Raw genomic sequence first — 25907 nt, forward strand, 5'->3', positions numbered from 1 at the left:
AAACGAAAAAAGACCCTCCGAATGGCTCCGAAGGGTCTCGACAGAATTCACAATGTTGTCAGCCCTTTAGAGGCGGCTTCGGAAGCGATACCGAATGCTACCGAAGGGTCCGGACTATTCCCACTCGATGGTGCCGGGGGGCTTCGACGTCACGTCGTAGACGACGCGGTTGACGCCTCGGACTTCGTTGATGATCCGCGTGGCGGTCTTGGCCAGGATGTCCCAGGGGAACTGGTAGAAGTCGGCGGTCATGCCGTCGGTCGAGGTGACGGCGCGCAGGGCCAGGACCTTCTCATAGGTCCGGGCGTCGCCCATGACGCCGACCGTCTTGACCGGCAGCAGGACGGCGAAGGCCTGCCAGATGTCGTCGTAGAGACCGGCCTTGCGGATTTCGTCCAGATAGATGGCGTCGGCGTCTTGCAGGGTGGCGACCGCTTCCGGGGTGATCTCGCCCGGAATACGGATAGCAAGGCCCGGCCCCGGGAAGGGGTGGCGTCCGACGAAGGCGTCGGTCAGGCCCAGTTCGCGGCCCAGGGCACGGACCTCGTCCTTGAACAGTTCGCGCAAGGGCTCGACCAGCTTCAGCTTCATGAAGTCCGGCAGGCCGCCGACATTGTGGTGGCTCTTGATCACCGCCGACGGTCCGCCCGAGGCCGAGACGCTCTCGATCACGTCGGGATAGAGGGTGCCCTGGGCCAGGAACTCGGCGCCTTCGATCTTGGCGGCCTCGCGGTCGAAGATCTCGATGAACACGCGGCCAATGGTCTTGCGCTTGGTCTCCGGGTCCGAAATCCCGGCCAGCTCGCCGAGGAATTCCTTCGATGCATCAACGTGCACCAACGGGATGTTATAGTGCTCACGGAACAGTTCCGTGACCTGCTTGGCCTCATCCTTGCGCAGCAGGCCGGTGTCCACGAAAACGCAGGTCAGCTGATCGCCGATGGCTTCGTGGATCAGGACCGCGGCGACGGACGAGTCCACGCCGCCCGACAGGCCGCAGACCACCTTGGCCGAGCCGACCTGCTCGCGGATCTTGGCGATCTGCTCGTCGCGATAGGCGGCCATGGTCCAGTCGCCGGTCAGGCCGGCGATGCCGTGGGTGAAGTTCTTCAGGATCACAGCGCCGCGCGGGGTGTGCATCACCTCCGGGTGGAACTGCACGCCGTAGATCTTGCGCTCCTCATTGGCGATGGCGGCGTAGGGCGCGCCTTCCGAGGTGGCGATGACGTGGAAGCCGTCGGGGATGGCGGTGACGCGGTCGCCGTGGCTCATCCACACGGTCTCGCGGTGATCTACGGCGCCGATGCCGGCGAACAGCGGGCTCTCGCGGGTGATGACGATCTCGGCGCGGCCGAACTCGCGATGGTGGCCGCTCTCGACCTTGCCGCCCAGTTCGGCGCAGATGGTCTGTTCGCCGTAGCAGATGCCCAGAACCGGCACGCCCGCCTCGAACAGGGCGTGGTCAGCCTTGGGGCTGTCGGCGTCGGTCGTCGAGTTGGGGCCGCCCGACAGGATGATGGCCCTGGGCGCCACCGTCTTCAGCGCCTCGCCCGCCTTGTTGAACGGATGGATCTCGCAATAGACGCCGGCTTCGCGCAGGCGCCGCGCGATCAGCTGCGTCACCTGACTGCCGAAATCGACGATGAGAACGGCTTCATGCGTATGAGGGGCGGTCATGAGGGCTCAGAATCCGAAGCGGGCGTTGATGGGGCGGGTTCTTGACGGGTGAAGACGTCGGGATCAAGTCGCGAAGCCGGGACATCGGCCAATGCAGCCAACCCTTGCGTCGTCAGCACCTCGGTCAGACGGTCCCAGGCGGCGGCCAGGTTGGCGTCGACGTGATGCAGGGTGGAGGTCCAGTCCTCCAGCCCGGTCAGCTCGCTCTTGCCGTCGCTGACGCCGCGCAGGGCGACCAGGGGCACGCCAAACGTCTGGGCCACACGCAACAGGGCGAAGGTCTCCATGTCCACCATCTCGGCCTCGATGGCGTCATAGGCGGCGCCGGAAACGACATTGGCCCCGGTCGACAGGGTCGCGGTCGGCACGCCGGGTATGGGGCAAGGCAGGGGCAGAACAGCGGGCAGGTCCAGCAGCGGCGTCTTGCCCTTCTCGAAGCCCAGAGGGCTGGCGTCCATGTCGCGATAGGAAACCGACGACGCCTGATAGACCGCCGCATGGTCCAGGTCGCGCGATCCGCACGAACCCAGCGACACGATCAGGTCCGGCAGGACGTCCTCGGCTTCCAGCCGCGTCAGGGCGGCGGTCAGGGCGATGGCCGCCTCGACCGGGCCGATGCCGGTCATCAGCGGCGTGATCCGCGCCTGAAGGGCGGCGCCGTATTCAGCCGGCGCCGCCATGACGGGCAGGACCGTCAGGCCATAGATGTCTTCGGAACGCCCCTCGCTCACGCCGTCCGCTCATAGACGGCGGCGAAGAAGCCGTCGGTGCCGGTCGAGGCCGGCGACAGGCGCAGGCGATGACCGCCCGCCGCCAGATCACCCAGACGCTCGCGCGCCGCGTCGGTCAGGGTCGAGGCGTTCAGAGCCTGAGCCACCGGGACCGGCGCGAAGTCGGGGTGGTTTTCCTCGAAGGCGTCGGCTGTGGCCTCGTTTTCGCCGCGCAGCATGGAGCAGGTGACGAAGACCAGACGCCCGCCGGGCTTCACCAGGGCCGAGGCGCGGTCCAGAATCTGGACCTGCAAGGCGTGCAGGCGCTCGACTTCGGACGGCTTCAGACGCCAGGCGTCCTCAGGACGACGGCGCCAGGTGCCGGAACCGCTGCACGGCGCATCGACCAGAACCACTTCGGCCTGACGCACCAGGTCCTCGACCCCGCCGCCGTTCTGACCCAGCAGGCGCAGGTCGGCGGTGACGCCGGCGCGGGCCAGGCGCGGACGGATGTTGTCCAGACGCTTCTGCACCACGTCATAGGCGAACAGGCGGATGGTGCTGGTGATCTCGACCGGCTTGGCCTTGGGCTTGGGCTGGGGCGCAGCGCCCTCCCCGCCGACCGGCGACCATGTGGCGACCGGCGCAGCCTCGGCTTCAGCCTTGGGCGCCTTGGTCACGACCGGCTGGCCCATCATGGCCAGACCCAGGGTCTTGCCGCCGCCGCCGGCGCAATAGTCGACGACGGTCATGCCGGGCTCGACGCCGGTCAGCCAGCAGGCGACCTGGCTGCCTTCGTCCTGAATTTCGATATGGCCCTGCTTGAAGGCCTCCAGCGCCTGGACGTTGGGCGGCGGCTCGGCCGACAGACGCAGGCCGACAGCGGACCAGGGCGTGCGCTCGGGCGACAGGCCGGCCTCGGTCAGCTCCGCCTCGACGCCCGCAACCGTGGTCTTGGCCACGTTGACGCGCAGGTCGATAGGCGCGCGCGGCGCCATCAGCTCGTGGGCTTCTTCGGTCCAGCGGTCGCCGAAGGTGATCTTGAAGTCCTCGACCACGAACTCGGGCAGGCCGGCGGCGACCCAGCCGGGCAGTTCGCCCGGCCCGGCGGTGATGCGGGCGCGCTCCTGCTTGGACAGGGGACGCGGGCCGTAACCCTCGCCCGAGTGCAGCAGCTCGATCTCGTCCAGCGACAGACCGTCGATCAGCGACAGCGAGCCGATGACCAGGGCGCGACCGTCTTCACGACCGCCCATGGCCCAGACCAGACGCCCGCGGGCGCGGATGACCTTGTAGACGCGGTCGGCGATGGCGCGACGATCCTTGGACCCCGCATAGCGGTTGGCGGCGCCCCAGGCCTTCAGCACCACTTCGGCCGGCTGGCGGCTGTGGGCGATGCTGTCGAGGACGGAGGCGGCGGCGGCGAGGCGGGCTGCAGGGGTCAATCGGGTCTCGGATCAGTTAAAAAGAGCCGCGAGGATCATGATCAGTCCCGCAAGCGAGACCAGCCAGACCAGCGACCGGATATAGGGCACGCCAAAGGCGTAAAGCGGAACATAGACGACGCGCGCCCAGAAATAGAGGGCGGCGCCCCACAGGGTCAGAGCGCTCTCCGCCCCCGTGACGTGGGCGATCAGAACGGCGCCGATGAACAGCGGCAGGGTCTCGTACAGGTTCGACTGGGCTCTTTCGAGGCGGCCGACGACAGGGTTATGCGATTCAGGCGTCTGATCGCGGGCGCCGGCGTTCCACTTGGAGCCGAACTCCAGGGTCCGCGCACCAGCCGGCAGAAAGATCTGCACCAGGGCCAGAACCAGCGTCGCAGCCAGATAGGTCAGTTCAGTCGTCACGTCCGCCTCCCTGTCAAACCGTCATCCTAGGCCTTGTGCCTAGGATCCAGAAACACCTGCGCCCGCCGCGAAAAACGGCCGCCAGCCACCGCGCGTCTGGATCCTCGCCACAAGGGCGAGGATGACGGACGATGACACTAGCCCTGACGATAGTTCGGCGCCTCGCGCGTGATCATCACGTCGTGGACATGGCTTTCGCGCAGGCCCGCATTGGTGATGCGCACGAAGCGGGCGCGGTCCTGGAAGTCCTTGATGGTCGCCGCGCCGACATAGCCCATGGAGGCGCGAAGCCCCCCGACCATCTGGTGCAGCACCGGCGAGATCGGCCCCTTGTAGGCCGTCTGCCCCTCGATGCCCTCAGGCACCAGCTTCTCGGTCGAGACCTCCTTCTGGAAGTAACGATCCGCCGAGCCGGCGCCCATGGCCCCGACCGAGCCCATGCCGCGATACGACTTGTAGGACCGACCCTGGTACAGGAAGACCTCGCCGGGGCTTTCATCCGTGCCGGCGAACATCGAGCCCATCATGGCGACCGAAGCGCCCGCCGCGATGGCCTTGGCCAGATCGCCCGAATACTTGATGCCGCCGTCGGCGATGACCGGCGAGCCGCTGTCCTTGGCCGCACGGGCGGCGTCCATCACGGCGGTCAGTTGCGGCACGCCCACGCCCGCGACGATGCGGGTGGTGCAGATGCTGCCCGGACCGATGCCGACCTTCACGGCGTCGGCGCCGGCGTCGATCAGGGCGCGGGTGGCGTCATAGGTGGCGACGTTGCCGGCGATGATCTGCAGACGGTTGTTCTCGCGCTTGATGCGCTCGACCACCTGGGCCACCGAGGCCGAGTGGCCGTGGGCGGTGTCGATCACCACCACGTCAGCACCCGCTTCGGCCAAGGCCATGGCGCGCTCGTACCCGGCGTCGCCGACGGTCGAGGCGGCGCCGACCAGCAGACGCCCCTGCTCGTCCTTGGCGGCGTTCGGGAAGGCCTGGGCCTTCTCGATGTCCTTCATCGTGATCAGGCCGACCGCGCGATAGTCTTCGTCCACCACGATGACGCGTTCGATCTTGCGGGTGCGCAGCAGGTTGCGCGCCTCGTCACGACCGGCGCCTTCGCGCACGGTGATCAGGTCGCCCGTGGTCATCAGGGCCGAGGCCTTGATCGAGGGATCGCTCTCGAACCGCATGTCGCGGTGGGTCAGCATGCCGACCAGCTTGCCCGTCGCCGGATCGACCACCGGGAAGCCGGTGATCTTCTTGCGGTCGACGATCTGGCGGACCTCGCCCAGGGTCGTGTCGGGCGACACCGTCACCGGATTGATGACCATGCCGCTTTCATAGCGTTTGACGGTGCGGACCTGCTCGGCCTGCTCCTCGATGGTCATGTTGCGGTGAAGCACGCCCAGGCCGCCGGCCTGCGCCATGGCGATGGCCAGGCGGCTTTCGGTCACTGTGTCCATGGCGGACGACAGCAGCGGGATGTTCAGTTTGATGTTGCGCGTCAGCTGGGTCGAGACATCCGCCATCGCTGGCATGATCTCGGACGGGCCGGGTTCGAGCAAAACATCGTCGAAGGTTAGGCCTTCGCGTATCTCCATAGGGAGTCTCCGTTTTGCGGGCCGCGTATAACGCCCCATGGCGGGGAACCGCAACCCCAAGCGCGGGCTATAGGAAGAATAAGAGGAATTGCCTTGCACCCTGAGGCGTCCAGACCCAAGTATTGCGAATGGTTCGCATATTGATCAGCACCGCCCGACGCCTCGCGCTTAAGATCGCGAGCTACGGCCTCATGCACCTGATCGTGGCCATCCTGGTCGCCTTCGCCCTGACGCGAGACTGGCGCATCGCCCTGGCCGTCGGCGTGGTCGAGCCCATCTTCCAGACCTTCGCCTATTCCATCCACGACCGCATCTGGCACCGGATCGAGCAGCGCCGAATGCGCTCGGGCTTCGAGGAAACCGCCGAGGCCGTCACCGCCCGCCTGGAGCTGATGACCATGGCGGAGCAGGACCGCGTCCACGGCGGCCATCACGGCCACAGCCACGCCCTGCCCCGCAGCCTGAAGCAGGTGGCGCTGAAGACCGTGACCTATGGCCTGATGCACTTCACCGTCGCGGTGGCCGTGGCCTTCGCCCTGACCCGCGACTGGCGCATCGCCCTGGCCATCGGCACGGTCGAACCCCTGGTCCAGACGGTCTTCTTCACCCTGCACGACCGCATCTGGACGCGCATCGAGGCGAAAAAGGCCCGTCGCGCCGCCGAAGCGGCAGCGGCCTGACCCCGACCGTCATCCCGGAAGCGGCGAAGCCGCTATCCGGGACCGCAGCAAACGCAGAAGTCGGAGCCTTGGGCGGTCCCGGCTCTGCGCCTCGCGATGCGAGGCTCCGGCCGGGATGACGCGAAATGATCTACCGCTTGTTCAGCGCCACCAGAAACACCTCGGCGCTGCCCTTGCGGCTCGATTCCGGCTTTACATACTTCACCGTCTCGAACTCCTCGCGCAGCCGCGTCAGAACCCCGCCGGCGTCACCTCCCTGGAAGTTCTTGGACACGAAATTCCCGCCCGGCTTCAGCGTGCGAATGGCGAAGTCAGCGGCGATCTCGATCAGGGCGATGATCTTCAGGTGGTCCGTCTTGCGGTGGCCGACCGTGTTGTGCGCCATGTCCGACAGCACCAGGTCCGGTCGCCCGCCGATGGCGTCGATCAGCTGCTGGTCCACGCCCGGATGGGTGAAGTCGGCTTGAATCAGGGTGGCGCCGGGAATCGGTTCGATCATCAGCAGGTCCACGCCCGCCACCGCCGACGCTCCACGATCCAGCGCCACCTGAATCCAACTACCGGGCGCCGCGCCCAGGTCGATGACCCGCGAGCCCTTCTTGATCAGGCGGAATCGGTCGTCGATTTCCAGCAGCTTGAAGGCCGCGCGGCTGCGCCAGCCCTCGGCCCGCGCCCGCTCGGACCACTTGTCGGCCAGCTGGCGCTTGATCCACTGTTGGCTCGACATGGACTTAGTGTCGGCCGTCTTCATTTTCTGGCCCAGGCCGCGCCCGGCGGCGGTGCCGCCCGTGGGCGGGCGAACCATCCGGCGGCGTTCCGGCGGCTTCTCGGTGGGCTTTTCGTCGTCAGTCATGCTTCCCACATAGCCGTGACAGCGTTCAGCCGCTATGACCCGCGCACAATTCTGACCCGCACACCCCCAAGGAGAGCCTGATGGCCGACCAAACCCTGACCTTCACCCTCGACACCGGCGACGGCGAAGAACGCAACGTCGTGATCAAGCTGCGTGACGACCTGGCCCCCGGCCACGTCGCCCGCATCACCGAGCTGGCCTCGGAAGGCTTCTACGACGGCGTCGTCTTCCACCGCGTCATTCCGGGCTTCATGGCCCAGGGCGGCGACCCCACCGGCACCGGCACCTCGGGCTCCAAGAAGCCGAACCTGAAGGCCGAGTTCTCGAAGGAACCGCACGTTCGCGGCGTCTGCTCGATGGCCCGCACCTCGGACCCCAACAGCGCCAACTCGCAGTTCTTCATCTGCTTCGACGACGCCCGCTTCCTCGACAACCAGTACACCGTCTGGGGCGAAGTGATCGAAGGCATGGAACACGTCGACGCCCTGCCCAAGGGCGAGCCGCCCCGCGCTCCGGGCAAGATCGTCAAGGCGACCGTCGCCTAACTTGCTTTTCCTCCCTGTCGCGTAGCGATGGGGAGGTGGCGCGGCGCATCAGCGCCGTGACGGAGGGGGCGGCTCGACGCTAGCTGTTTGCGCCACCCCCTCCACCACTTCGTGGTCCCCCTCCCCATAAAATGGGGAGGAAAGGCTTCAGCGGATCAGTCCCCCGCCCACCACCGCATAGATACGTTATTGAAGGTCCGGTTTCCGACCTTGAGCGTCCCCTTCAGGACGACGCCCTTGTCTCCCAGATTGCGCCGCGCCGTCGCCAGCGCGCCCTGGTCGAGCTTTCCATCGAACGACACCGCGCCCAAGCCCCCCGACAGGGCCTGAACCCGCACGCGATCTTCGGTCACGTCATAGGCCGCCGGGATCAGCCGCAACCGACGCCGGTTGCCGTTCTCCAGCGGCGGGCCGACCATGTCCTCGAACTCGATCATCACCGGCGCAAAGCCCGCCGGACGCTGACCGCCCTCCCAGGCGATGAAGTCCGGGACCTGACCCATGAAGACATGGTGCAGCCGCCAATTATCGACCCGCACCTCCTCGCTCGGGATGTAGTAGCCGGACACGTCCTCAGGCAGGTCGTGGGCGAAGGCCGCCGCCTTCGACGCCGCCGGCGCTTCCGGCACCTTCACCGGACCCTCGCAGGCCGTCAGCGCCATCAGCCCGGTCAGAGCCGCAACGGCGACAAAACGCTTTATCTTCACAGGCAATCTCACGGCAGGCGGATCAGGGCGGTCAGCCAGCCGATGTCTTGCAGCCTTTCGACCGACTCGAACAGGGGCACGGCCAGCAGGAAGACCAGGCCATCGCGCAAGGTCGTCAGAAAGAAGCGCGGCCGCACGTCCAGCGACTCGGCGTCCCGCCACTTGGAAAAGTCTGGCCCAAAACGCGGCGTCCGCGCGCAATAGTCCAGGTAGGTTGGCCCAAAGGCCTCCGACAACCAGGCCTCCTCGCGACGCACCGTGGCGTAGAAGACCGCGACCGTCAGGATCAGAAACAGAGCCGCCAGCGTCAAGCTGCCCGTCTGTGCGCCCACCCCGAATGCGCCCATGAAGCTGAAGATATAGAGCGGATTACGGCTGATCGAATAAGGTCCGCGATCAACGATCTCGGCCTTCTTGCGCCCGCCGATATAGAGGGAGCACCAGGCGCGGCCGACAATGCAGACGGCGATCAGGGCCAGTCCGAAAGCTTCCAGCCCTTCGTGCAGCGCGGTCTCGCCGCCCATGGAGCGGGTGACAAAGGCCAGCCCCACGACGCCGACCAGACCGACCAGCAGCGCCAGCTTGCGCAGCCTCTGCACTCTTTGAAGATCAAACCCCTGAACCGCAGACATCCGCATTTCCTCGACTGATGAGGCTGCGACAGAACGCCGCTCAGAGGGCGCTTTCAAGACCTATGTTTGCGACCGTCTCGCGCTCGCAAACCTCATTGATCCAGCCACTGATCCAGCGCGCGGAACCCTTCAATCGCCAGCTCGGTCGAGGACTGGAAGGTGGCGGGCACGATCTTTTCGAAATCGTCGGTCGGACGGTGATAATCCTCGTGATAGTTCACGCCGAAATAGAGGAAGGGCAGGCCCGCGCGGTGGAAGGCGGCGTGGTCCGACGCCTCGACCCAGTTGTCGGCGCCCTTGTCATCTGGCGTGTCCTTTCCGAAGGCCAGCGACACGGTCCCGCGCGGCGCGATCCGCTCCAGCACCGGGCGGAAATAGGGGTGCTGATAAGTCCCCGTGACCCACAGCTTGCCGTCGGTATCGGCCCGCGCCGTCATGTCGAAATTCAGGTTCATCGAAATCGACGACAGCGGCACCGGCGGTGCCTCCACGAAATGCTTGGCCCCAAGCAGCCCGCGCTCCTCGCCGTCCAGCGCCACGATCAGCACGCTGTGCTCCGGCGGGTTGGCCTTCAGCCGCTTGGCCAGCTCCAGCATGGTCGCCACGCCCGAGGCGTTGTCGTCGGCGCCGTTGAACACCTGACCGTCGTTGACCCCGACGTGGTCGTAGTGGGCCGTGACCACGATATACTTGTCGGACACGCGCGTGCCAGGAATGACGCCGATGATGTTGGTCCCGCTGAAGGTCTTGGTCCCCTCGCGCGTCCGCCCCTGCATCTCCCACGGCTGCAGCCGCCCCATCGGCGACGGCTGGACGCCCAGGGCCTCCAATCGACCGACGATGTATTCGCGCGCCTTGGCCCCGCCCTCCGATCCGGTGTCGCGGCCCTGCATATCGTCCGCCGACAGGATGCGCAGGTCGTCCATCAACTGCGCATAGTCAGCGCTCGCCGCGACGGGCGCCTCAGTCGCGACGGGCGTCGTGGTCTCACAGGCGGCCAGCGTCAGGGCGGCGGCGATGGCGGTCAGGCTGGCGAGAACAGGACGCATGGAGGGCTCCGGGCAAATCAGTCAGCGGGACGCTAACGAGCGTCGCGCCCTGCGTCAGATTACGTTTCTGTCATGGACGCTGCGATCCCGCCGCCGCCGGTGCTAAACAGCGCGACTGATGAAGGCTGACCGCGCGATTCCCATGTCCCAAACTCCCGTCGAAACCCTGACCGAAGACCAGGCCCGCGAGGAGTTGGCGCATCTGTCCGCCGAACTGGCCCGCCACGACGCCCTCTACTACGCCGACGCCGCGCCCGAGATTTCCGACGCCGACTATGACGAGCTGAAGCGCCGAGCCCTGGCGATCGAAGCCGCCTTCCCGGCCCTGACCAGCCCCGTCACCCCGTCCCAGCGCGTCGGCGCTCCCGTCTCGACCCAATTCGCCGAGGTCCGCCACGGCGTGCCCATGCTGTCGCTGGACAACGCCTTCGACGAGGGCGAGGTGCGCGACTTCGTGGTCCGCATCGCCCGCTTCCTCAAGCTGCCGGGCGACGAACCCATCGCCTTCGTCGCCGAGCCCAAGATCGACGGTCTGTCGGCCAGCCTGCGCTATGAAAAGGGCGTTCTGGTCCAGGGCGCTACGCGCGGCGACGGCAAGACCGGCGAGGACGTGACCGCCAACCTGCGCACGCTGGCCAGCATCCCTCAGACCCTGACCGGATCGGGCTGGCCCGACGTCATCGAGATCCGGGGCGAGGTCTATGCCCCCAACGACGCCTTTGACGCCTTCAACGCTGCCGCCGAGGCCGAAGGCCGCCGCACCTACGCCAACCCGCGCAACTTCGCCGCCGGTTCGCTGCGTCAGAAGGACCCCAGGATCACAGCCAAGCGCCCCCTGACCTTCTTCGCCTACGCCTGGGGCGAGACCTCGGCGCCCTTCGCCGACACCCAGCACGGTGCGCTGGAGGCCTTCCGCGCCTGGGGCTTCCAGGTCAACGACCGCTCCACCCGCGTCGAGGGCGCGGAAGGCCTCATTGCGGTCTATCGCGGCCTGGAAACCGACCGCGCCCGCCTCGGCTACGACATCGACGGCGTGGTCTATAAGGTCGATCGCCTGGACTGGCAGCAGCGCCTCGGCTTCATCGCCAGAAGCCCGCGCTGGGCCATCGCTCACAAGTTCCCGGCGCAACAGGCCACGACCGTTCTGGAAGGCATCGACATCCAGGTCGGCCGCACCGGCTCGCATACGCCAGTAGCCCGCCTACACCCCGTCACGGTCGGCGGCGTCGTAGTCCGCAACGCCACCCTGCACAACGCCGACGAAATCGAACGCCTAGACGTTCGGATAGGCGATACCGTTGTGCTTCAACGTGCTGGTGATGTCATTCCGCAGATCACCGAGGTAGTAAAGGACGCTAATCATAACCTTAGAGAGGTTTTCGATTTTCCAAGCCGGTGCAAATGCCCCCTAAAAACGGAACTCGTCAGAGAAACAACAAGCGCTGGGGATGACACCATTGTTCGTCGCTGCACTGGAGAACTCGTCTGCCCTTATCAAAAACGTGAGCACCTCAAGAACTTCGTTAGCCGTAAGGCTGTCGATATCGAAGGGATTGGCGAAAAACAGATTGAATTGTTCATGGAAAAAGGCTGGCTTTCAGAGCCTGCCGACATTTTCCGGTTCGCAACAAATAACCACCTTCGCGCGCAGCTAGAAGCTGAGCCCGGCTATGGAACGACAAGCGTTTCCAATCTCGTGAACAGTATAAACGCTCGAAGGGACATTCCTCTCGATCGCTTCATCACAGGCCTTGGTCTGCGCCATGTCGGAGCAGAAACATCTAGAGCCCTGGCGCTGTATTTCGGCAGCTATAATCGTTTCGAACAGGGTGTCGAAGAACTAAGCCTCGTAGGAGAGCTTCGGTGGCGCGACATCGTCGGCTTCATCGGCGAAAAAATTAGTGTCAATACCGAAAAACACGATGACATATGGGCAATAGCTGCAAGCATCGGATCGACTGTCGCACAAACGCGCAAGGCCTCATCACATATGGAGGCCATCCCACGAGTGGGAGCAAAAGTAGCGCGCAAAGCCGTCATCGATTTCTGGGCCGCCAAGCTCAACGGCAAAGCCTCGCCCCTGTCGGTACTGCCATCAGCAATCAATCCACAGTCGGTTCAAATGGTTGGCTGGACCGAAGATGCTGACGTATCGGCTGCGCTAGAACGTTACATTGAGCGATATCGGTCAATTTGGCTGGGTTTGATCGGCTACCTAGCTGGCAAACAGGCCACGCTCTCTGTCGACGACAGAGCCCTGCTAACCTTGATCAATACGGTTCCCGACCTAACTGAAAGCCTCGATCTGGCCTACCGCTCCGTTGTGCCACTAGAACGCATAAGACAGGCTTCTCTCACGACACTCGCGAGCTTCTATCGATCAGAACGGACACGAGGGTTGGTGGATCGCCTACTCTTGGAAGTCTCGGTCTCTGACGTCGAACAACCGCACTCCAATACCCCGGTAACGGGCAAGATCGTCGTATTCACCGGCTCGCTGGAACGCTTCACCCGCGACGAAGCCAAGGCCCGCGCCGAAAGCCTGGGCGCCAAGGTCTCGGGTTCGGTGTCGAAAAAGACCGACTATGTCGTCGCCGGCCCCGGCGCCGGGTCCAAGCTGAAGGACGCCGAGAAACACGGCGTCGCCGTCCTGACCGAGGACGAGTGGCTGGCGCTGATCGCTTGAGCACCGGCCACTTCTTCTCCCTTCCCCCTCGATGGGGGAAGGGCGGGGATGGGGGTGTGGGCCAGACCTCCCTGGTTGGGCGCATGAGACGCTGACGCCGCCCCGTTTCTTGCTAAGGAACCGTCCTGCCTACACCCCCACCCAACCCTCCCCCATCGAGGGGGAGGGCTTTCTCACTTCATCAACGCCGAGTCGCCTGATGCAAGCCGTCGCCATCGACTTCGAAACCGCCAACGAGCAGCGCGCCAGCCCCTGCTCCATCGGCCTCGCCTGGATAAACGACGGCGTCATCGAATCCGTCGAGCATCACTACATTCGCCCGCCGGGGATGCGCTTCGCCCGCTTCAACATCGCCTTCCACGGCATCGGCCCGGAGCAGGTCGAGGACGCCGAGGAATTCCCGGCCGTCCTGACCGCCATCGCCCCGCGCCTGCAAGGCCGCACGGTCCTGGCCCACAACACCGCCTTCGACGTCAGCGTCATCCGCGGGACCTGTGACCACTACGGCCTGACCTACCCCGAGTTCGACTACCTCTGCACGGTCAAGCTGGCCCAGATCACCTGGCCGGACTTCGCCTCGCACAAGCTGAACAATGTCTGCGCCGAGCTGGGCATCCAGTTCAAACACCACGACGCCGCCGAAGACGCCTTCGCCTGCGCCTCGGTGGCGCTGGAGACCCTGCGGCTGCATAAAGCCGCCTGCGCCTCCTCGCTGGCAAACGCGACGGGCATCACGCTCGGACGTCTACACACGGGCGGCTACAGCCCCTGCTCCTCCGCCGGCTCGCGTCCGCGCCGACCGCGCGCCTGAGCAACACCCCTTTCCTCCACATTCCATGGGGAGGGGGACCACGAAGTGGTGGAGGGGGCAGCGCAAACGTCAATCGTCGAGTCGCCCCCTCCGTCACGTCGCCTATGGCGCCGCGTCACCTCCCCATAAAATGGGGAGGAATAAGACTAGGAAATCCATCACCTTAGTCGCTCAACACACTCAAAACTTGACCTAAAGTCATGTAATCATTGAGCGATGCTCATAAATCGAGCCTTGTTTCGGACCCAAACCCGGAACACCCTTCACCCACAAGGATCGGCCAACGATCCGTCTGAAGGAATACGCCGATGAAGCTCTCTGTCCTGGCGGCCGCTGCCGTTGTCGCCGCTGCCCTGGCCTCGCCCGCCCTCGCCGCTGATCCGACCGGCCTGTGGCAGACCCCGACCAATGGCGGTCAGGTGCGCATCGCCCGCTGCGGCCAGGCCCTGTGCGGAACCCTGATCACCTCGGATCACATCCGCGCCGACCCGAACCAACGCGACGCCCGCAACAAGGACGAGTCGCAACGCGGCCGCACCCTGCGCGGCCTGCCCATGCTCAGCGGCTTCACCGGCGGCCCGACCGAATGGCGCGGCGGCTCGGTCTATAATCCAGCGGACGGCGGCACCTATCGCGGCACGATCACCATGACCGGCGACAACAGCCTGCGCCTGCGCGGCTGCATCGTCGCCCCCCTGTGCAAGACCCAGACCTGGACCCGCATCCAGTAGCGAGGCGCACAGCACAAACGAAAGACGCCTCCCCCGCAGTCGCGAGGGAGGCGTTTTCACATCAACGGTTCAGCGAACTCATGCCGCCCGGCGCATACCGCTCGCCCGCCGCCGCATCACGCGGAAACACCGCCTCGATCCGCGCCAGATCATCGGCCGTCAGCACGATGTCCGCCGCCGCCACGTTCTGCTCCAGCGTGGCGATCCGGCGCGTGCCGGGGATGGGGACCAGGTCCTCGCCCTGGGCCAGCACCCAGGCCAGGGCCAACTGCGCCGCCGTCACGCCCTTGTCCGCCGCAATGGCGCCGACCGCCGCCACCAGATCCAGGTTCTTCTGGAAGTTGTCGCCGCTGAAGCGCGGGTTGGTGCGGCGGAAGTCGTCGGGCGCCAGGTCGTCGATCGACTTGATGTCCCCCGACAGGAAGCCCCGGCCCAGCGGGCTGTAGGGCACAAAGCCGATGCCCAGTTCGCGCACCGTGGCCAGCAGTTCGTCCTCCGGCTCGCGGCTCCACAACGAATATTCAGTCTGAAGCGCCGTGATCGGATGCTCGGCGTGGCCGCGTCGCAAGGTGGCCGGCGCCGCCTCGGACAGGCCCAAGAAGCGGACCTTGCCCTCCTTCACCAGTTCGCCCATGGCGCCGACCGTCTCCTCGATCGGCGTATTGGGGTCGACGCGGTGCTGATAATAGAGGTCGATGTGATCGAGGCCGAGCCGGCTCAGGCTGCCCTCGACCGCGCGGCGGACATTGGCGGGCGAGCCGTCGGTGATGGCCGACCCGTCCGCCTGACGGTTGATGCCGAACTTGGTGGCGATGAAGGCCTGATCTCGCCGCCCTTTCAGCGCCTTGCCCAGCAGGACTTCGTTGGTGTGGGGGCCGTACATCTCGGCCGTGTCGAACAGGGTCACGCCCAGGTCGAGCGCGCGGTGGATCACCGCAATGGACTGGGCCTCGTCCGAGCCGCCGTAGAAGGCGCTCATGCCCATACAGCCCAGACCCACGGCCGAGACTTCAGGGCCGCCTTGGCCCAGCTTGCGCATCTTCATGAGCGCATTCCTTCTGATGTGAGGGGGCCGACGGCGCATCCGCCAGCGACGGGCAGATGGGCGCCGCGGCGCCTTATTTCAAGATGCGCGGCTCAGATCAGACTGGCGACGACGGACAGGATCGTCGCCGTCGCCACCGCATTCAGCGCCATGCCCAGGCTGGCGAAGGCCCCCGCCGTCTGATCCACCTGAAAGGCTCGCGCCGCGCCAAAGCCATGCGCCGACACCCCGATCGCGAAGCCGCGCGCCCGGTAGTCCCTGATCTTGAGCAGGTTCAGCACCGGCGTCGCCGTCATCGCTCCGATCACCCCCGACATCAGCACGATCACCGCCGCCAGCGCGGGTATCCCGCCCAGTTGCGCCGCCACCGCCATCCCGACCGGCGTGGTCGTGGCGCGCGGCGCGATGGAGGCCATGATCTCCGCCGGCGCACCGAACAGCCAGACGATGCCCACCGCGCTGACGATGGCCGTTAAGGCCCCCGCCATCAGGGCGCAGGCCAGGGGCTTGGCCAGCCGCCGGATCGTCGCCCGCTGCGCCCATATCGGCACGGCCAGCCCAACCACCGCCGGTCCGAGCAAAAAGCCCAGAACCTGCGTCGCCTCGGCATAGGTCGGATAGGGCGTCTTGGTCGCCAGCAGGACGCCGATCAGCACCGGCGTGGCCAGCAGCACCGGATGGCACAGCGGATGGCGCCCGCTGCGCCGCGACAGCACATCCGCCGCCTCGAACACCACCAGCGTCACCGCCAGCCACAACAGAGGCGTCGCGATCAGATCGCTCACGACGCCTCCTCCTTTTCGCTATCCGGCTCATCCCGTCCCGCCACGGCGCGAAACACCAGGGCCGTCACCGCCAGCGTCAACAGGGTCGAGACCACCACCGCCACGACGATGCCGAGGCCATACCGCGACAGGATCGCCCCCTCCTCCATCACCCCGACGGCGGCGGGCACGAACATGATCGACAGGTGCGCCGTCAGCCAGCCCGTCACCTGGGTCAGCGTCAGCCGCTCACGCGGGACCAGGGCCAGCCAGGCCAGCAGCAGCACCATGCCGATCACCGACCCCGGCAGGGGCAGGCCCGTCAGCCGGTGGATGACCTCGCCCGCCAGTTGGCAGACGAGCAACAGGGCGATGGCGCCGATCATCGGATCAGAGCGGCGCCGTCTGCGCCTTCAGCCATTCCAGCGCCGCCTCGTCCTTCTGGACGCCCTCGGCCAACAGCGGCCCGACCTTGGCCAGGACCTCGGCGTGATAGGCGTCGACGTAGGCCCGCTCGTCCGCCGTCAGCAGCGCCACGTCGATCAGCCGCCGATCCAGCGGCGCCAGGGTCAGTTGCTCAAAGCCGTGCATGGGCCGCTCGCCGCCCGGGATTGGCTCCGGCGCCGTGACGACCTGCAAGGTCTCGATGCGGATGCCCCACTCGCCTTCGCGATAGTAACCCGGCTCGTTCGACAGAATCATGCCGGTCAGCAGCGGCTGGGTGTTGACGTAGGGCGCGATGCGCTGCGGCCCCTCATGCACGCCCAGATAGGAGCCGACGCCGTGACCCGTGCCGTGGTCAAAGTCAAAGCCCGCGTTCCACAGCGGCTGACGCGCCACGGCGTCCAGTTGATGCCCCGTCGTCCCGGCGGGGAAGCGGATCACCGCCATGGCGATATGACCCTTCAGCACCAGGGTGAACATGCGGCGCTGATCCGCCGTGCCCTCGCCGATGGCCATGGTGCGGGTCACGTCCGTGGTCCCGTCCAGATACTGACCGCCGCCGTCCACCAGCAGCAGCGAACCCGCCTCCATCGGACGGATCTTGGCCCCGACCGGCTTGTAGTGCGGCAGGGCGCCGTTCGGCCCGACCCCGGCGATGGTGTCGAAGGACAGGTCCTTCAGCATCCCGGTCGCCTCGCGGAAGCCCTCCAGCGCCTCGACCACCGCCCGCTCGTCCGGCAGGTCCTTCTGGGCCACCGTATCGACCCAGTGCAGGAAGCGGGTCAGGGCCGCGCCGTCGCGGATGTGGGCCTGACGACTGCCCTCGATCTCGACTTCGTTCTTCTGCGCGCGTGGCAGGGCGCAGGGGTCCATGCCGCGAACGATGCTGGCGCCCGCCGCTTCTAGTCGGTCGAAATACCAGGCCGAGGACACCGCCGGGTCGATCAGCACCTTCTGCCCCGACAGGGCGTCCAGCGCGGCGGGCAGCGCCTCGGGCGCCTCCAGCGTCACGGCGTCGCCCAGCCAGCCGGGCAGTTCGTTGGTGATCTTGGCGGGGTCGAGGAAGACCTGGGCCGTGCCGTCCGCCTTCACCACCGCCTGTCCCAGAGGCAGGGGCGTGCGGATCACGTCGCCGCCGCGAATGTTGAACAGCCAGGCGAGCGAAGAAGGTGAGGTCAGGACCGCCACGTCCGCGCCCTTTGCGGCGATGGCCTGACCGATACGGGCGCGCTTCAGCGCAGCATTCTCGCCGGTATAGCGGTCGTCGTGCGGCACGACCGGCGCCTGCGGCTGGGCCGGACGGGCGTCGCCCCAGGCCAGATCAATGGGATTGGGCTCGACCGCCTTCAGTGTCGCCCCGGCCTTCTCGACCGCCGCGCGCAACGTCGCCAGCGCATCGGGGCTGTGCAGGCGCGGATCATAGCCGATGACCGATCCGGCGCTCACGCCCTCCAGCCAGGCGGCCAGTTTGTTCAGCTCGACCCGCTCGAACAGGGCCGCGTCCGTCTGGGCCTTGGCCTGAACCGTATAGCGGCCGTCGACGAAGACCGCCGCCCTGTCCATCAGCACCACGCCCGCCCCGGCCGAGCCGGTGAAGCCGCTGACCCAGGCCAGACGCTCGCTGGCGTCGGGCAGGTATTCGTTCTGATGCTCGTCCTCGTGCGGGATCAGCAGGCCGTCCACGCCCTGCTTGGCCATCTCGGCGCGCAGCAATGGCAGGTGCTTGGCCCCGAAGGACGGATCGGTGGTTTCGTCGAATGTCTGGCGCATATTGTTCCTTATCCCTTCTCCCCTCGAGGGAGAAGGTGGGCGCCGGAGGCGCTCGGATGAGGGGGCGGTTTCAGCGGGCATGATGGGGAAGTCGCGCGCGAAGCCACCCTCCCCCTCATCCGTCAGGCTCCGCATGCCACCTTCTCCCACAAGGGGAGAAGGATCAGGATTTCCGCAGTTGCAGCGCGCTCCACGCATCGTGATGGATCGTCTGCTCCACCACGAAGCCCAGCGGCAGATAGGCTTCCAGCACCCGCTCTTCCTGCGTGCGCAGCAGGCCCGACAGGATGGCGACGCCACCCGACTTCAGCGCCGCGCCGATCTCGGGGGCCAGGAACACCAGCGGCGCGGCCAGGATGTTGGCGAAGACCAGATCATAGGGCGCGTGCTGGGCGATGCGCGCATCGCTCAGGCCGTCGGCGAAATAGAACTCGCACTTGGCGTCGTTGATCTGGGCGTTCTCGTTGGCGATGCGAGCCGAGGGCTCGTCGATGTCGGTGCCCACGGCGATGGGCGAGCCGGTCTTGGCCGCCGCGATGGCCAGCACGCCCGTGCCGCAGCCGACGTCCAGCACCTTGTCGAACGTCTCGGTCTGCAACAGCTTGTCGAAGGCTTCCAGACAACCGACCGTCGTGCCGTGGTGGCCGGTGCCGAACGCCGCGCCGGCGTCGATCTTCAGGTCGACCCGACCCTCGGGGATCTTGCCCTGATCATGGGCGCCATAGACGAAGAAGCGCCCGGCCTCGACCGGCGGCAGGCCGGACAAGCTCATGGCCAGCCAGTCGGCGTCGGCCAGCTTCTCGACGATCACTTCCAGTTCGCCCTGCGCACGCAGGATGGCGGCTATGCCCTCGGCTTCCTCGTCCGTGGTCGGAAAGGCGTCGATGCGCCAGACGCCCTTGTCCTCGTCCTCTTCCAGGATCGAATAGGTCGCGTTTTCCAGCATGGGGTCGGCGTCGATCATGGCGGCGGCGGCCTCGGCGGGCTCGCGTTCGCCGCGTGCGATTACCTGAAGAGCGGACTCGGACATTTCTCAAACACCGTTATGATAACGAATCACGAGTGCGGGCGTGCGGATCGCCCGTATCCATTGAGGGGTCCGGGTATCCATGGCTAAAGCACCGTCTGAATCGAAAACTGCTGCGCCGAAGGCGGCGCCTGCCGCTTCCAAGCCGAAACCAGCGGCAAAGTCGAGCGCTGCGGCGCCCAAGGCCGCTGCAAAACCGAAGGCTGCGCCGAAAACCGCCGCGCCCAAGGCCGCCGTCGCCAAGCCTGCCGTGAAGGCCGCTGCGCCCAAAGCCGCTGCCAAGCCCGCTGCGCCCAAGACGGCTGCAAAGGCCGCCGCGAAACCCGCCGCCGCCAAGAGCACCGCTGCATCCCCCAAAGCCGCCAAGCCTGAGACGGCTCCGGCCAAGACCGCTACCAAGTCCGCCGCCGCCAAGCCCGCTGCTCCGAAGAAGGCCGCTGCGCCCAAGGCCGCCGCCGCTCCCAAGCCTGCTGCGCCGAAGCCGGCCGCCGCGGCCAAGCCCGCCACTGCCCCGGCTCCGACGCCTGCGCCTGCGCCTGCTCCGGTCGCCGCCGAGCCCGCTCCGGCTCCCAAGCCGGTCGAAGCGCCCAAGCCCGCCCCCACTCCGGCCCCGACCCCGCAACCGGCGCCCGTCGCCGCTGCGCCTCAGCCTGAAAAGAAGAAGGGCTTCTTCGCCCGCCTGTTCGGTCTGTGACCTGAAACACGCCCTCCGTCATTCTCGGGCTTGTCCCGAGAATCCAGACACGCGACGCCTCAACTTTACGCCTGAACTTTCGGCGTCATGTTTCTGGATCCCCGGGACAAGCCCGGGGATGACGGCGCGGGGTGATCCTGAAACGACAAAAGGCCGGAGGGTTCGCCCCTCCGGCCTTTTTCGTGCGTGCTTCCAGAGAAAGCCCTGGAGGCGCGGCCTTAGTCCTGCGGCAGGTCTTCGGCCAGAATCGCCATCTCGAACATGAACGAGCCAGCCTCGTCCTCGTCCTCGAACACCACGCCGATGAACTCGTCATCGACATAGACCTCGGCGGAGTCGGCGACCTTACGGGCCTTCACCTTGATGCCGCCGTGGTTGAAGGTGCGCTTCAGGTGCGTCTCGACGCGCTTCAGATCAGATTCTTTCACGGGGGTAGCCTCGCTGGTGTCTCGTTGACGGCGGAACCTAGAGAAGCCGCTTCCTCATGGGAAGCCCGCGTATCGGGCGTCCACAGGCGGCAGGGTCAGATCACATAATCATAGGCGATGTCGGCCAGCGTATGGTCCATCGTCCGCGCGGGCGCCGCGTCGGTCGGACAGGCCACCACCTTCGCCGGCACCCCGGCCACGGTGCAGCCCGCCGGCACGGGCTTCAGCACCACCGACCCGGACGCCACCTTGGCGTAGTCCCCGACCACGATATTGCCCAGAACCTTGGCCCCGGCCCCCAGCAGGACGCCGCGCCCGATCTTCGGATGGCGGTCGCCGCGCTCGGCCCCGGTCCCGCCCAGGGTCACGGCGTGCAGCATCGACACCTCGTCGCCGACCACCGCCGTCTCGCCGATAACGATGCCGGTGCCGTGGTCGATAAAGACGCCCGAACCGATCCGCGCCGCCGGGTGGATGTCCAGCTGGAACAGCTCCGAAATCCGGCTCTGGAAGTGAAACGCCAGGGTGTCGCGCCCCTGCCCCCACAGCCAATGCGCCACGCGCCATGCCTGCAGCGCCTGAAATCCCTTGAAATACATGAAGGGCTGCAACAGCGACCGGATGGCCGGATCGCGGTCCTGCACCGCCTTCAGGTCCGCCTCCGCCGCCGTCAGGATGCCGGGATCAGCCGCAAAGGCCGACAGCGCCACCTCGCGCAACGACATGGCCCCCAGCTCCGCGTCGCCCAGCTTCCGCGCGATCTGGAAGCTCAGCGCCCCCGCCATATCGTCATGCGCCAGCACCACGGCGTTCAGCTGCGAGGCCAGACGCGGCTCCTCGCGCGCGGCCTCCTCGGCCGCCATGCGCAGTTGCGCCCACAGGTCCGGCTGTTGCGGCACGATTTCCAGCTTGGCCATCGGGCCTCCCGTTTCCGTCATGCCATCCTACGCCCCCAGCATGGCCTGCGCCAGCGCGGCGGGCAGCGCGCCTTCCCGCGCCATATGGTAGGCCTTGTAGGCCGTCGCCACCGTCAGGCTGTCGCGCACCGCCCCGCGCTCGATCTCGGCCAGCAGGTCGCGGAAAGGCACGCGCGCCGACACGATCACCTCGGTCGGATCGGGATCGACCGGAACCGTGCTCAGCCCCCAGGCCACCCAGGTCATGGCCCGCTCGTCGGTGATCGAGTTTGACAGGTCCATATCCAGCGCCGCTCGCCAATGCTCGGCCGCCAACCCCGCCTCCTCGGCCAGTTCGCGGCGCACGGCGTCGAACGGGTCCTCGTCCATCGGCGCCCCGCCCTCGGGCATTTCCCAGGAATAACGCATCAGGGTGAAACGATGCTGCCCGACCAGCGTCACCGTCCCGTCCTCGTGCAGGGGCAGGACCCCGGTCCCCACGTTCTTGGGCCGCATCGCCACATAGTCAGCGGACGCTCCGGTCGGCGCCGTCGCCGGATGCCGCGTCACCGTCATCCACGGCGTGTCGATCAGGACGCTCTCGCCGTGGCTGACCCATTTCGGCGGTTCGGGCAGGTCTTCGGCCCAGCGGGGCTTGATGTCGGGAATATCGTGCATCCCTCCGCTATGGCGCCCGGCGCGATGAAATCCTAGCTAGACGGCATGACCGACCTCAACGCCGCCCTGCCCCTGCCCGTCCGCTCCGACGAAGTTCTGGCCCGCCTGGCGAACCGCCGCTCGGCCTCGGCCCAGCTGCTGGCCGCCCCCGGCCCGTCGGAGGCCGAGATCGAGCAGATCCTCCACCTCGGCGCTCGCACCCCCGACCACGGCAAGCTCTTCCCATGGCGGTTCGTGGTGCTGGGCCCGCAGAGCCGCGCCGACCTGTCCGAGGCCCTCGCCGTCCTGGCCGAAACGCAAGGCCGTATCGACAAGGACCTTGCCGTCCTGGCCAAGCTGGCCAATCCGCCCCTGACCATCATGGTCGTCTCGACCCCGATCCAGGGCCACAAGGTCCCGGTCTGGGAGCAGCAGCTGTCCGCCGGCGCCGTCTGCATGAACCTGGAACACGCCGCCGACGCCCTGGGCTATTCGGCCAGCTGGATCACCGACTGGTACGCCTACGACCCCGCCGCCGTCGCCCTGTTCGGCGTCCAGGACGGCGAGACCATCGCGGGCTTCATCCACATCGGAACCCTCGCCGAGCCCCCGCTGGAACGCCCCCGCCCCAACATGGCGCACAAGGTCGAGCGCAGGGCGTAGCCCAGCCCGTCATCCCGGCCGAAGCGCAGCGCAGAGCCGGGACCGCCCAAGACGCCGCCCTCGGCTTTTCCGGCGGTCCCGGATAGCAGCTTCGCCGCTTCCGGGATGACGCCTTAGCGCCCCTCCTCCTCCGGCCGATGCACCAGCGACACCAGCACCACCGAGATGATCATCAGCAGGAACCACGCCCCCAGCTTGTTCAGGCTGACCATCTCCCACCCGCTCTCCTGCCCCGGATAGACCCAGGCCCGCGCGAACGTCCCCAGGTTCTCGGCGAACCAGATGAACAGCGCCACCAGCCCATAGCCCAGCAGCAGCGGCATCGACCGCCGCCGCCGGTCTGCGGTGAAGTAGAACCAGCCCCGCCCGAACAGCAGCACCGTCGCCGCAAACAGCGCGATCCGCACGTCCGACAGCCAGTGATGGGCGAAGAAGTTGACATAGATGGCCGCCGCCAGCACCCAGGTCGTCCATAGCGGCGGATACCCCCGCACCCGGATATGGAAGATGCGCTGCACCCGCGCGATATAGCTGCCCACCGCCGCATACATGAAGCCCGAGAACAGCGGCACCGCCCCGATCCGCAACAGCGAGTCCTCAGGGTACAGCCACGACCCGTGATAGGTCTTGAACAGCTCCATGATCGTCCCGGCCACATGGAACAGGAAGATGACCCGCGCCTCCTCCCAGCTCTCCAGCCGGAAGGCCAGCATCAGCCCCTGAATGATCAGCGCCCCGATCACCAGCACGTCATAGCGCGCGACCGGCGCCCCGCCTTCAGGCCAGAAGACCGGCCACAGCAGATGCGTCCCGACCAGCAGCACCAGCATGGCCCCGCCGAACAGACAGGCCCACCCCTGCTTCAGCCCGAACCACAGGAACTCATAGGCATACCCCCGCCACCGCGATTGATCCGCCCACGCCTCCGCGTGAACCATCAGGCGGCGGCCCCAGGCTTCTAGCGGGAGACGGGGGGATGGGGTCATGGGCGCCTAAATTTCGACAACCAACAGAATACGTTAGATTCCAGCGCGCTTGATGATCTCCTTGGCGAGGTGCTGGAACGTCTCCTTTGCATCGTCGACAGTCTCGTAGTGACCAGGGTTCACATGGCCGCGCAGCTTGCCGATGCCAACACCCTTCTCCTGCGCCTTTGGCGCCAAACTATGAAAGTTCTTTACTTGCCCTAACTTATTTCCTCCAGTGTAACTTGGCGCCAAATCCCAATCCACAGCGCCGAGAACATTGACCACGCGGTCACGAACTCGAGGAGCGATCTTTTTTTCCCAAAGCGCATGAGGGTTTGCAGCATTCGCACCCGAATGAATCTTAAAGGCGGAAGTAATATACCCGCCATATTTGGGTTTTCCGAGGAAAATCGCATCACGATCATCGGGCGCAGCGAGCGACCTGATGGTTTGCCAGTCAATAATCCATTTCGCCACTGATCTTCCCACTGTGGAAAGTGCACGAAGAGAAAACAGGTCAGCCGCGACTGGCGTGATGAAAAGATCACAGTCCAAAAGTACGACTCTGTTGAGAGCCCCAACATTTGGTCCGACATCATACATAACAACATCGGCCCCGACTTCCGTGGCAGTCGTCGTGACAAGACGCGAGAGCGCAGTCGTTACGGAATAACCTCGCTGCCTACGCGCAAAGCACTCCGTCCATGCCGTCGGGAGCTCTTCCTCATAATCGGAGAGCAGGACATCTCCAGGAAGGAGAGAAACACCGTTAGGAACATTCCAGTAGGCGATAGGGGCCACATCCCCACGCCCCTCAACCACTGGCTTCAACGCTGACCAGATCGTTGAGCTGGCACCGTCTTCGCCAGATTCCCCAAGCAGCTTCTCTAGCTGGGGCTCATTTAGGTAGAATGAAGTTACGTTACACTGAGGATCAGCATCTACGATCAAAACCTTCTTGCCAAGGTCCGAAAGAGCATCCGCAATATTTACAGTAAGCGTCGTTTTACCGACGCCTCCCTTGTGATTAAAAAGCGCAATTCTGATCATCGTCTTCCCGCGATTAGCTGATTTCTGCCTACCCATACCGGAACGCCATACTGGAACTGAATATGGTAAGCAGATTACACCGCAGAGAATTCGATACAAACTTATAGTTGCGGCCTATTTTGTCCCCGACGGCATCAATGCACACACAGGCGTGTCAGCCCTCACCCCCGCCCGCGATAGGTCGCCACGCCCTGATCCGGCAGCCACACGCCCTCCAGCGCCGCGCCCGTCTGCCAGAAGACGTCGATGGGGATGCCGCCGCGCGGATACCAATAGCCGCCGATGCGCAGCCATTTCGGTTGCAGCAGGTCGGCCAGGCGCTTGCCGATGGCCACGGTGCAGTCCTCGTGGAAGGCGCCGTGGTTGCGGAAGCTGGTCAGGTACATCTTCAGCGACTTCGACTCGACCAGCCAGTCGCCCGGCACATAGTCGATGACGATGTGGGCGAAGTCGGGCTGGCCCGTCACCGGGCAAAGGCTGGTGAACTCGGGCGCGGTGAAGCGCGCCACATAGAGCGTGTCGGCGTGCGGATTGGGCACGCGCTCCAGCACCGCCTCTTCGGGATTGGTCGGGGCGGCGGTCTGGGCGCCGAGCTGGGACAGGCTGTCGGTATAGTGCGTCATGCCCGCCATTTAGGCGCTTGCACCGCCAAAGAAAATCCTGCCGCCGCACGGGCGTTTCCACAATCGACCTGGCGCTCCTTTCAGCCGTGGTAGAATGCCGGTCGCGAACGGATGGGCCTGAGGGGGATTTCAGACGATTCAGACGAATTGGACTCCGTTTTTTTGGCGCGGCTTCCCGGCGAAGCGCTGCCCCAAAATATCCGCTCATCCCCGCGGAGGCGGGGACCCAGTGTTTTGGCAGCCAACGCCGCGCGGAAAACATCGGGCTCCGTTCCGAACGCGGCGCGTGAGGCTCTTACTGGGTCCCCGCCTCCGCGGGGATGAGCGGAAATGGAAAGCCGCAGTCATGGAA

At 66.0% G+C, this 25907-nt stretch carries 27 protein-coding genes; 7 read left to right on the forward strand and 20 right to left on the reverse strand.

Annotated features, from left to right (window positions below):
* Nucleotides 1-114: 114 nt before the first annotated feature.
* The 5 genes from guaA to guaB form a co-directional block, all read right to left on the reverse strand.
* Entirely contained in the window at nt 115-1677 is a 1563-nt protein-coding gene (gene guaA, locus DXK21_RS03495; protein ID WP_114816395.1) for a glutamine-hydrolyzing GMP synthase, read from the reverse strand.
* A complete protein-coding gene (locus tag DXK21_RS03500) occupies nt 1674-2408 on the reverse strand; it encodes a 5'-methylthioadenosine/S-adenosylhomocysteine nucleosidase (protein WP_245945084.1) in 735 nt (244 codons plus the stop codon). Before DXK21_RS03500 ends, guaA begins: the two co-directional genes overlap by 4 nt.
* Nucleotides 2405-3832: an RsmB/NOP family class I SAM-dependent RNA methyltransferase gene (locus DXK21_RS03505; protein WP_114816396.1), complete on the reverse strand. Its 1428-nt coding sequence runs from the start codon at nt 3830-3832 to the stop codon at nt 2405-2407. Before DXK21_RS03505 ends, DXK21_RS03500 begins: the two co-directional genes overlap by 4 nt.
* Nucleotides 3833-3844: 12 nt before the next feature.
* The gene (locus DXK21_RS03510; protein WP_114816397.1) at nt 3845-4237 is read right to left on the reverse strand and encodes an MAPEG family protein; all 393 of its coding nucleotides are present in this window, start codon (nt 4235-4237) and stop codon (nt 3845-3847) included.
* 137 nt (nt 4238-4374) lie between these two features.
* Complete coding sequence (guaB, locus tag DXK21_RS03515; protein ID WP_114816398.1) at nt 4375-5832, reverse strand: IMP dehydrogenase; 1458 nt, start codon at nt 5830-5832, stop codon at nt 4375-4377.
* 128 nt (nt 5833-5960) lie between these two features.
* Between guaB and DXK21_RS03520 the strand changes: the two genes are divergently transcribed.
* Entirely contained in the window at nt 5961-6512 is a 552-nt protein-coding gene (locus DXK21_RS03520) for a DUF2061 domain-containing protein (protein WP_114816399.1), read from the forward strand.
* A 130-nt stretch (nt 6513-6642) separates the two neighbouring features.
* On the opposite strand, the gene DXK21_RS03525 is transcribed toward DXK21_RS03520, so the two are convergent.
* Nucleotides 6643-7365 (reverse strand): RlmE family RNA methyltransferase, encoded by a 723-nt coding sequence (locus DXK21_RS03525; RefSeq protein WP_114816400.1) that lies wholly within the window; start codon nt 7363-7365, stop codon nt 6643-6645.
* Nucleotides 7366-7445: 80 nt separating this feature from the next.
* On the opposite strand from DXK21_RS03525, the gene DXK21_RS03530 reads away from it, so the two are divergent.
* On the forward strand, nt 7446-7910 hold the full coding sequence (locus tag DXK21_RS03530) for a peptidylprolyl isomerase (RefSeq protein WP_114816401.1): 465 nt from the start codon (nt 7446-7448) through the stop codon (nt 7908-7910).
* A gap of 155 nt (nt 7911-8065) precedes the next feature.
* Here the strand turns inward: DXK21_RS03530 and DXK21_RS03535 are convergent, their stop codons facing one another.
* The 3 genes from DXK21_RS03535 to DXK21_RS03545 all read right to left on the reverse strand — a co-directional run bounded on the left by DXK21_RS03535 (nt 8066) and on the right by DXK21_RS03545 (nt 10298).
* Nucleotides 8066-8617, reverse strand: a complete 552-nt coding sequence (locus DXK21_RS03535; protein WP_245945085.1) for a hypothetical protein — start codon at nt 8615-8617, stop codon at nt 8066-8068.
* Nucleotides 8618-8625: 8 nt separating this feature from the next.
* Nucleotides 8626-9249, reverse strand: coding sequence for a methyltransferase family protein (locus DXK21_RS03540; RefSeq protein WP_114816402.1), 624 nt, complete (start codon nt 9247-9249; stop codon nt 8626-8628).
* 92 nt (nt 9250-9341) lie between these two features.
* Complete coding sequence (locus DXK21_RS03545) at nt 9342-10298, reverse strand: M28 family peptidase (RefSeq protein ID WP_114816403.1); 957 nt, start codon at nt 10296-10298, stop codon at nt 9342-9344.
* A 142-nt stretch (nt 10299-10440) separates the two neighbouring features.
* Here DXK21_RS03545 and ligA point away from each other — a divergent pair, with 142 nt between their 5' ends.
* From ligA to DXK21_RS03560, 3 genes are all read left to right on the forward strand, one after another.
* Nucleotides 10441-12984, forward strand: a complete 2544-nt coding sequence (gene ligA, locus DXK21_RS03550) for an NAD-dependent DNA ligase LigA (RefSeq protein ID WP_245945092.1) — start codon at nt 10441-10443, stop codon at nt 12982-12984.
* A 199-nt stretch (nt 12985-13183) separates the two neighbouring features.
* Nucleotides 13184-13795: a 3'-5' exonuclease gene (locus DXK21_RS03555; RefSeq protein ID WP_114816405.1), complete on the forward strand. Its 612-nt coding sequence runs from the start codon at nt 13184-13186 to the stop codon at nt 13793-13795.
* 308 nt (nt 13796-14103) lie between these two features.
* Nucleotides 14104-14526 carry a DUF2147 domain-containing protein gene (locus DXK21_RS03560; protein WP_114816406.1) on the forward strand — a complete coding sequence of 141 codons (423 nt, stop codon included), beginning with the start codon at nt 14104-14106 and terminating at the stop codon, nt 14524-14526.
* A gap of 61 nt (nt 14527-14587) precedes the next feature.
* Here DXK21_RS03560 and DXK21_RS03565 read toward each other — a convergent pair whose 3' ends face one another.
* The 5 genes from DXK21_RS03565 to DXK21_RS03585 all read right to left on the reverse strand — a co-directional run bounded on the left by DXK21_RS03565 (nt 14588) and on the right by DXK21_RS03585 (nt 19579).
* The gene (locus tag DXK21_RS03565; protein ID WP_114816407.1) at nt 14588-15571 is read right to left on the reverse strand and encodes an aldo/keto reductase; all 984 of its coding nucleotides are present in this window, start codon (nt 15569-15571) and stop codon (nt 14588-14590) included.
* Between the two features lie 92 nt (nt 15572-15663).
* Nucleotides 15664-16356 carry an LrgB family protein gene (locus DXK21_RS03570; RefSeq protein WP_114816408.1) on the reverse strand — a complete coding sequence of 231 codons (693 nt, stop codon included), beginning with the start codon at nt 16354-16356 and terminating at the stop codon, nt 15664-15666.
* Nucleotides 16353-16721, reverse strand: a complete 369-nt coding sequence (locus DXK21_RS03575; RefSeq protein ID WP_114816409.1) for a CidA/LrgA family protein — start codon at nt 16719-16721, stop codon at nt 16353-16355. The genes DXK21_RS03570 and DXK21_RS03575 overlap by 4 nt, the downstream gene beginning before the upstream one ends.
* A gap of 4 nt (nt 16722-16725) precedes the next feature.
* The gene (locus DXK21_RS03580; RefSeq protein WP_114816410.1) at nt 16726-18549 is read right to left on the reverse strand and encodes an aminopeptidase P family protein; all 1824 of its coding nucleotides are present in this window, start codon (nt 18547-18549) and stop codon (nt 16726-16728) included.
* 163 nt (nt 18550-18712) lie between these two features.
* A complete protein-coding gene (locus DXK21_RS03585; RefSeq protein WP_114816411.1) occupies nt 18713-19579 on the reverse strand; it encodes a 50S ribosomal protein L11 methyltransferase in 867 nt (288 codons plus the stop codon).
* A 79-nt stretch (nt 19580-19658) separates the two neighbouring features.
* Between DXK21_RS03585 and DXK21_RS03590 the strand changes: the two genes are divergently transcribed.
* A complete protein-coding gene (locus DXK21_RS03590; protein WP_162790567.1) occupies nt 19659-20270 on the forward strand; it encodes a hypothetical protein in 612 nt (203 codons plus the stop codon).
* Between the two features lie 218 nt (nt 20271-20488).
* On the opposite strand, the gene DXK21_RS03595 is transcribed toward DXK21_RS03590, so the two are convergent.
* The 3 genes from DXK21_RS03595 to DXK21_RS03605 form a co-directional block, all read right to left on the reverse strand.
* Entirely contained in the window at nt 20489-20698 is a 210-nt protein-coding gene (locus DXK21_RS03595) for a DUF3126 family protein (RefSeq protein WP_105564438.1), read from the reverse strand.
* Between the two features lie 95 nt (nt 20699-20793).
* Nucleotides 20794-21615 carry a serine O-acetyltransferase gene (gene cysE, locus DXK21_RS03600; RefSeq protein WP_114816413.1) on the reverse strand — a complete coding sequence of 274 codons (822 nt, stop codon included), beginning with the start codon at nt 21613-21615 and terminating at the stop codon, nt 20794-20796.
* Nucleotides 21616-21642: 27 nt separating this feature from the next.
* Nucleotides 21643-22272, reverse strand: coding sequence for an NUDIX domain-containing protein (locus tag DXK21_RS03605; protein WP_114816414.1), 630 nt, complete (start codon nt 22270-22272; stop codon nt 21643-21645).
* 45 nt (nt 22273-22317) lie between these two features.
* On the opposite strand from DXK21_RS03605, the gene DXK21_RS03610 reads away from it, so the two are divergent.
* Nucleotides 22318-22914, forward strand: coding sequence for a nitroreductase family protein (locus DXK21_RS03610; RefSeq protein ID WP_114816415.1), 597 nt, complete (start codon nt 22318-22320; stop codon nt 22912-22914).
* A gap of 113 nt (nt 22915-23027) precedes the next feature.
* Here DXK21_RS03610 and DXK21_RS03615 read toward each other — a convergent pair whose 3' ends face one another.
* The 3 genes from DXK21_RS03615 to queF form a co-directional block, all read right to left on the reverse strand.
* Nucleotides 23028-23900, reverse strand: coding sequence for a DUF817 domain-containing protein (locus DXK21_RS03615; protein WP_114816416.1), 873 nt, complete (start codon nt 23898-23900; stop codon nt 23028-23030).
* A 33-nt stretch (nt 23901-23933) separates the two neighbouring features.
* Nucleotides 23934-24932, reverse strand: a complete 999-nt coding sequence (locus DXK21_RS03620; protein ID WP_162790568.1) for a ParA family protein — start codon at nt 24930-24932, stop codon at nt 23934-23936.
* Nucleotides 24933-25093: 161 nt separating this feature from the next.
* A complete protein-coding gene (gene queF, locus DXK21_RS03625) occupies nt 25094-25555 on the reverse strand; it encodes a preQ(1) synthase (protein ID WP_114816477.1) in 462 nt (153 codons plus the stop codon).
* Nucleotides 25556-25907 lie beyond the last annotated feature (352 nt).

It is taken from the genome of Brevundimonas bullata, assembly GCF_003350205.1.
Classification (GTDB): domain Bacteria; phylum Pseudomonadota; class Alphaproteobacteria; order Caulobacterales; family Caulobacteraceae; genus Brevundimonas; species Brevundimonas bullata.

Bases quoted from the DNA above. Each gene is read 5' to 3' on its own strand.
- guaA (WP_114816395.1), bottom strand. From the start codon at position 1,677: ATGACCGCCCCTCATACGCATGAAGCCGTTCTCATCGTCGATTTCGGC.
- guaB (WP_114816398.1), bottom strand. From the start codon at position 5,832: ATGGAGATACGCGAAGGCCTAACCTTCGACGATGTTTTGCTCGAACCC.
- DXK21_RS03520 (WP_114816399.1), top strand. From the start codon at position 5,961: ATGGTTCGCATATTGATCAGCACCGCCCGACGCCTCGCGCTTAAGATC.
- DXK21_RS03525 (WP_114816400.1), bottom strand. From the start codon at position 7,365: ATGACTGACGACGAAAAGCCCACCGAGAAGCCGCCGGAACGCCGCCGG.
- DXK21_RS03530 (WP_114816401.1), top strand. From the start codon at position 7,446: ATGGCCGACCAAACCCTGACCTTCACCCTCGACACCGGCGACGGCGAA.
- DXK21_RS03540 (WP_114816402.1), bottom strand. From the start codon at position 9,249: ATGTCTGCGGTTCAGGGGTTTGATCTTCAAAGAGTGCAGAGGCTGCGC.
- DXK21_RS03545 (WP_114816403.1), bottom strand. From the start codon at position 10,298: ATGCGTCCTGTTCTCGCCAGCCTGACCGCCATCGCCGCCGCCCTGACG.
- ligA (WP_245945092.1), top strand. From the start codon at position 10,441: ATGTCCCAAACTCCCGTCGAAACCCTGACCGAAGACCAGGCCCGCGAG.
- DXK21_RS03555 (WP_114816405.1), top strand. From the start codon at position 13,184: ATGCAAGCCGTCGCCATCGACTTCGAAACCGCCAACGAGCAGCGCGCC.
- DXK21_RS03560 (WP_114816406.1), top strand. From the start codon at position 14,104: ATGAAGCTCTCTGTCCTGGCGGCCGCTGCCGTTGTCGCCGCTGCCCTG.
- DXK21_RS03565 (WP_114816407.1), bottom strand. From the start codon at position 15,571: ATGAAGATGCGCAAGCTGGGCCAAGGCGGCCCTGAAGTCTCGGCCGTG.
- DXK21_RS03575 (WP_114816409.1), bottom strand. From the start codon at position 16,721: ATGATCGGCGCCATCGCCCTGTTGCTCGTCTGCCAACTGGCGGGCGAG.
- DXK21_RS03580 (WP_114816410.1), bottom strand. From the start codon at position 18,549: ATGCGCCAGACATTCGACGAAACCACCGATCCGTCCTTCGGGGCCAAG.
- DXK21_RS03585 (WP_114816411.1), bottom strand. From the start codon at position 19,579: ATGTCCGAGTCCGCTCTTCAGGTAATCGCACGCGGCGAACGCGAGCCC.
- DXK21_RS03590 (WP_162790567.1), top strand. From the start codon at position 19,659: ATGGCTAAAGCACCGTCTGAATCGAAAACTGCTGCGCCGAAGGCGGCG.
- cysE (WP_114816413.1), bottom strand. From the start codon at position 21,615: ATGGCCAAGCTGGAAATCGTGCCGCAACAGCCGGACCTGTGGGCGCAA.
- DXK21_RS03605 (WP_114816414.1), bottom strand. From the start codon at position 22,272: ATGCACGATATTCCCGACATCAAGCCCCGCTGGGCCGAAGACCTGCCC.
- DXK21_RS03610 (WP_114816415.1), top strand. From the start codon at position 22,318: ATGACCGACCTCAACGCCGCCCTGCCCCTGCCCGTCCGCTCCGACGAA.
- DXK21_RS03615 (WP_114816416.1), bottom strand. From the start codon at position 23,900: ATGACCCCATCCCCCCGTCTCCCGCTAGAAGCCTGGGGCCGCCGCCTG.
- DXK21_RS03620 (WP_162790568.1), bottom strand. From the start codon at position 24,932: ATGATCAGAATTGCGCTTTTTAATCACAAGGGAGGCGTCGGTAAAACG.
- queF (WP_114816477.1), bottom strand. From the start codon at position 25,555: ATGACGCACTATACCGACAGCCTGTCCCAGCTCGGCGCCCAGACCGCC.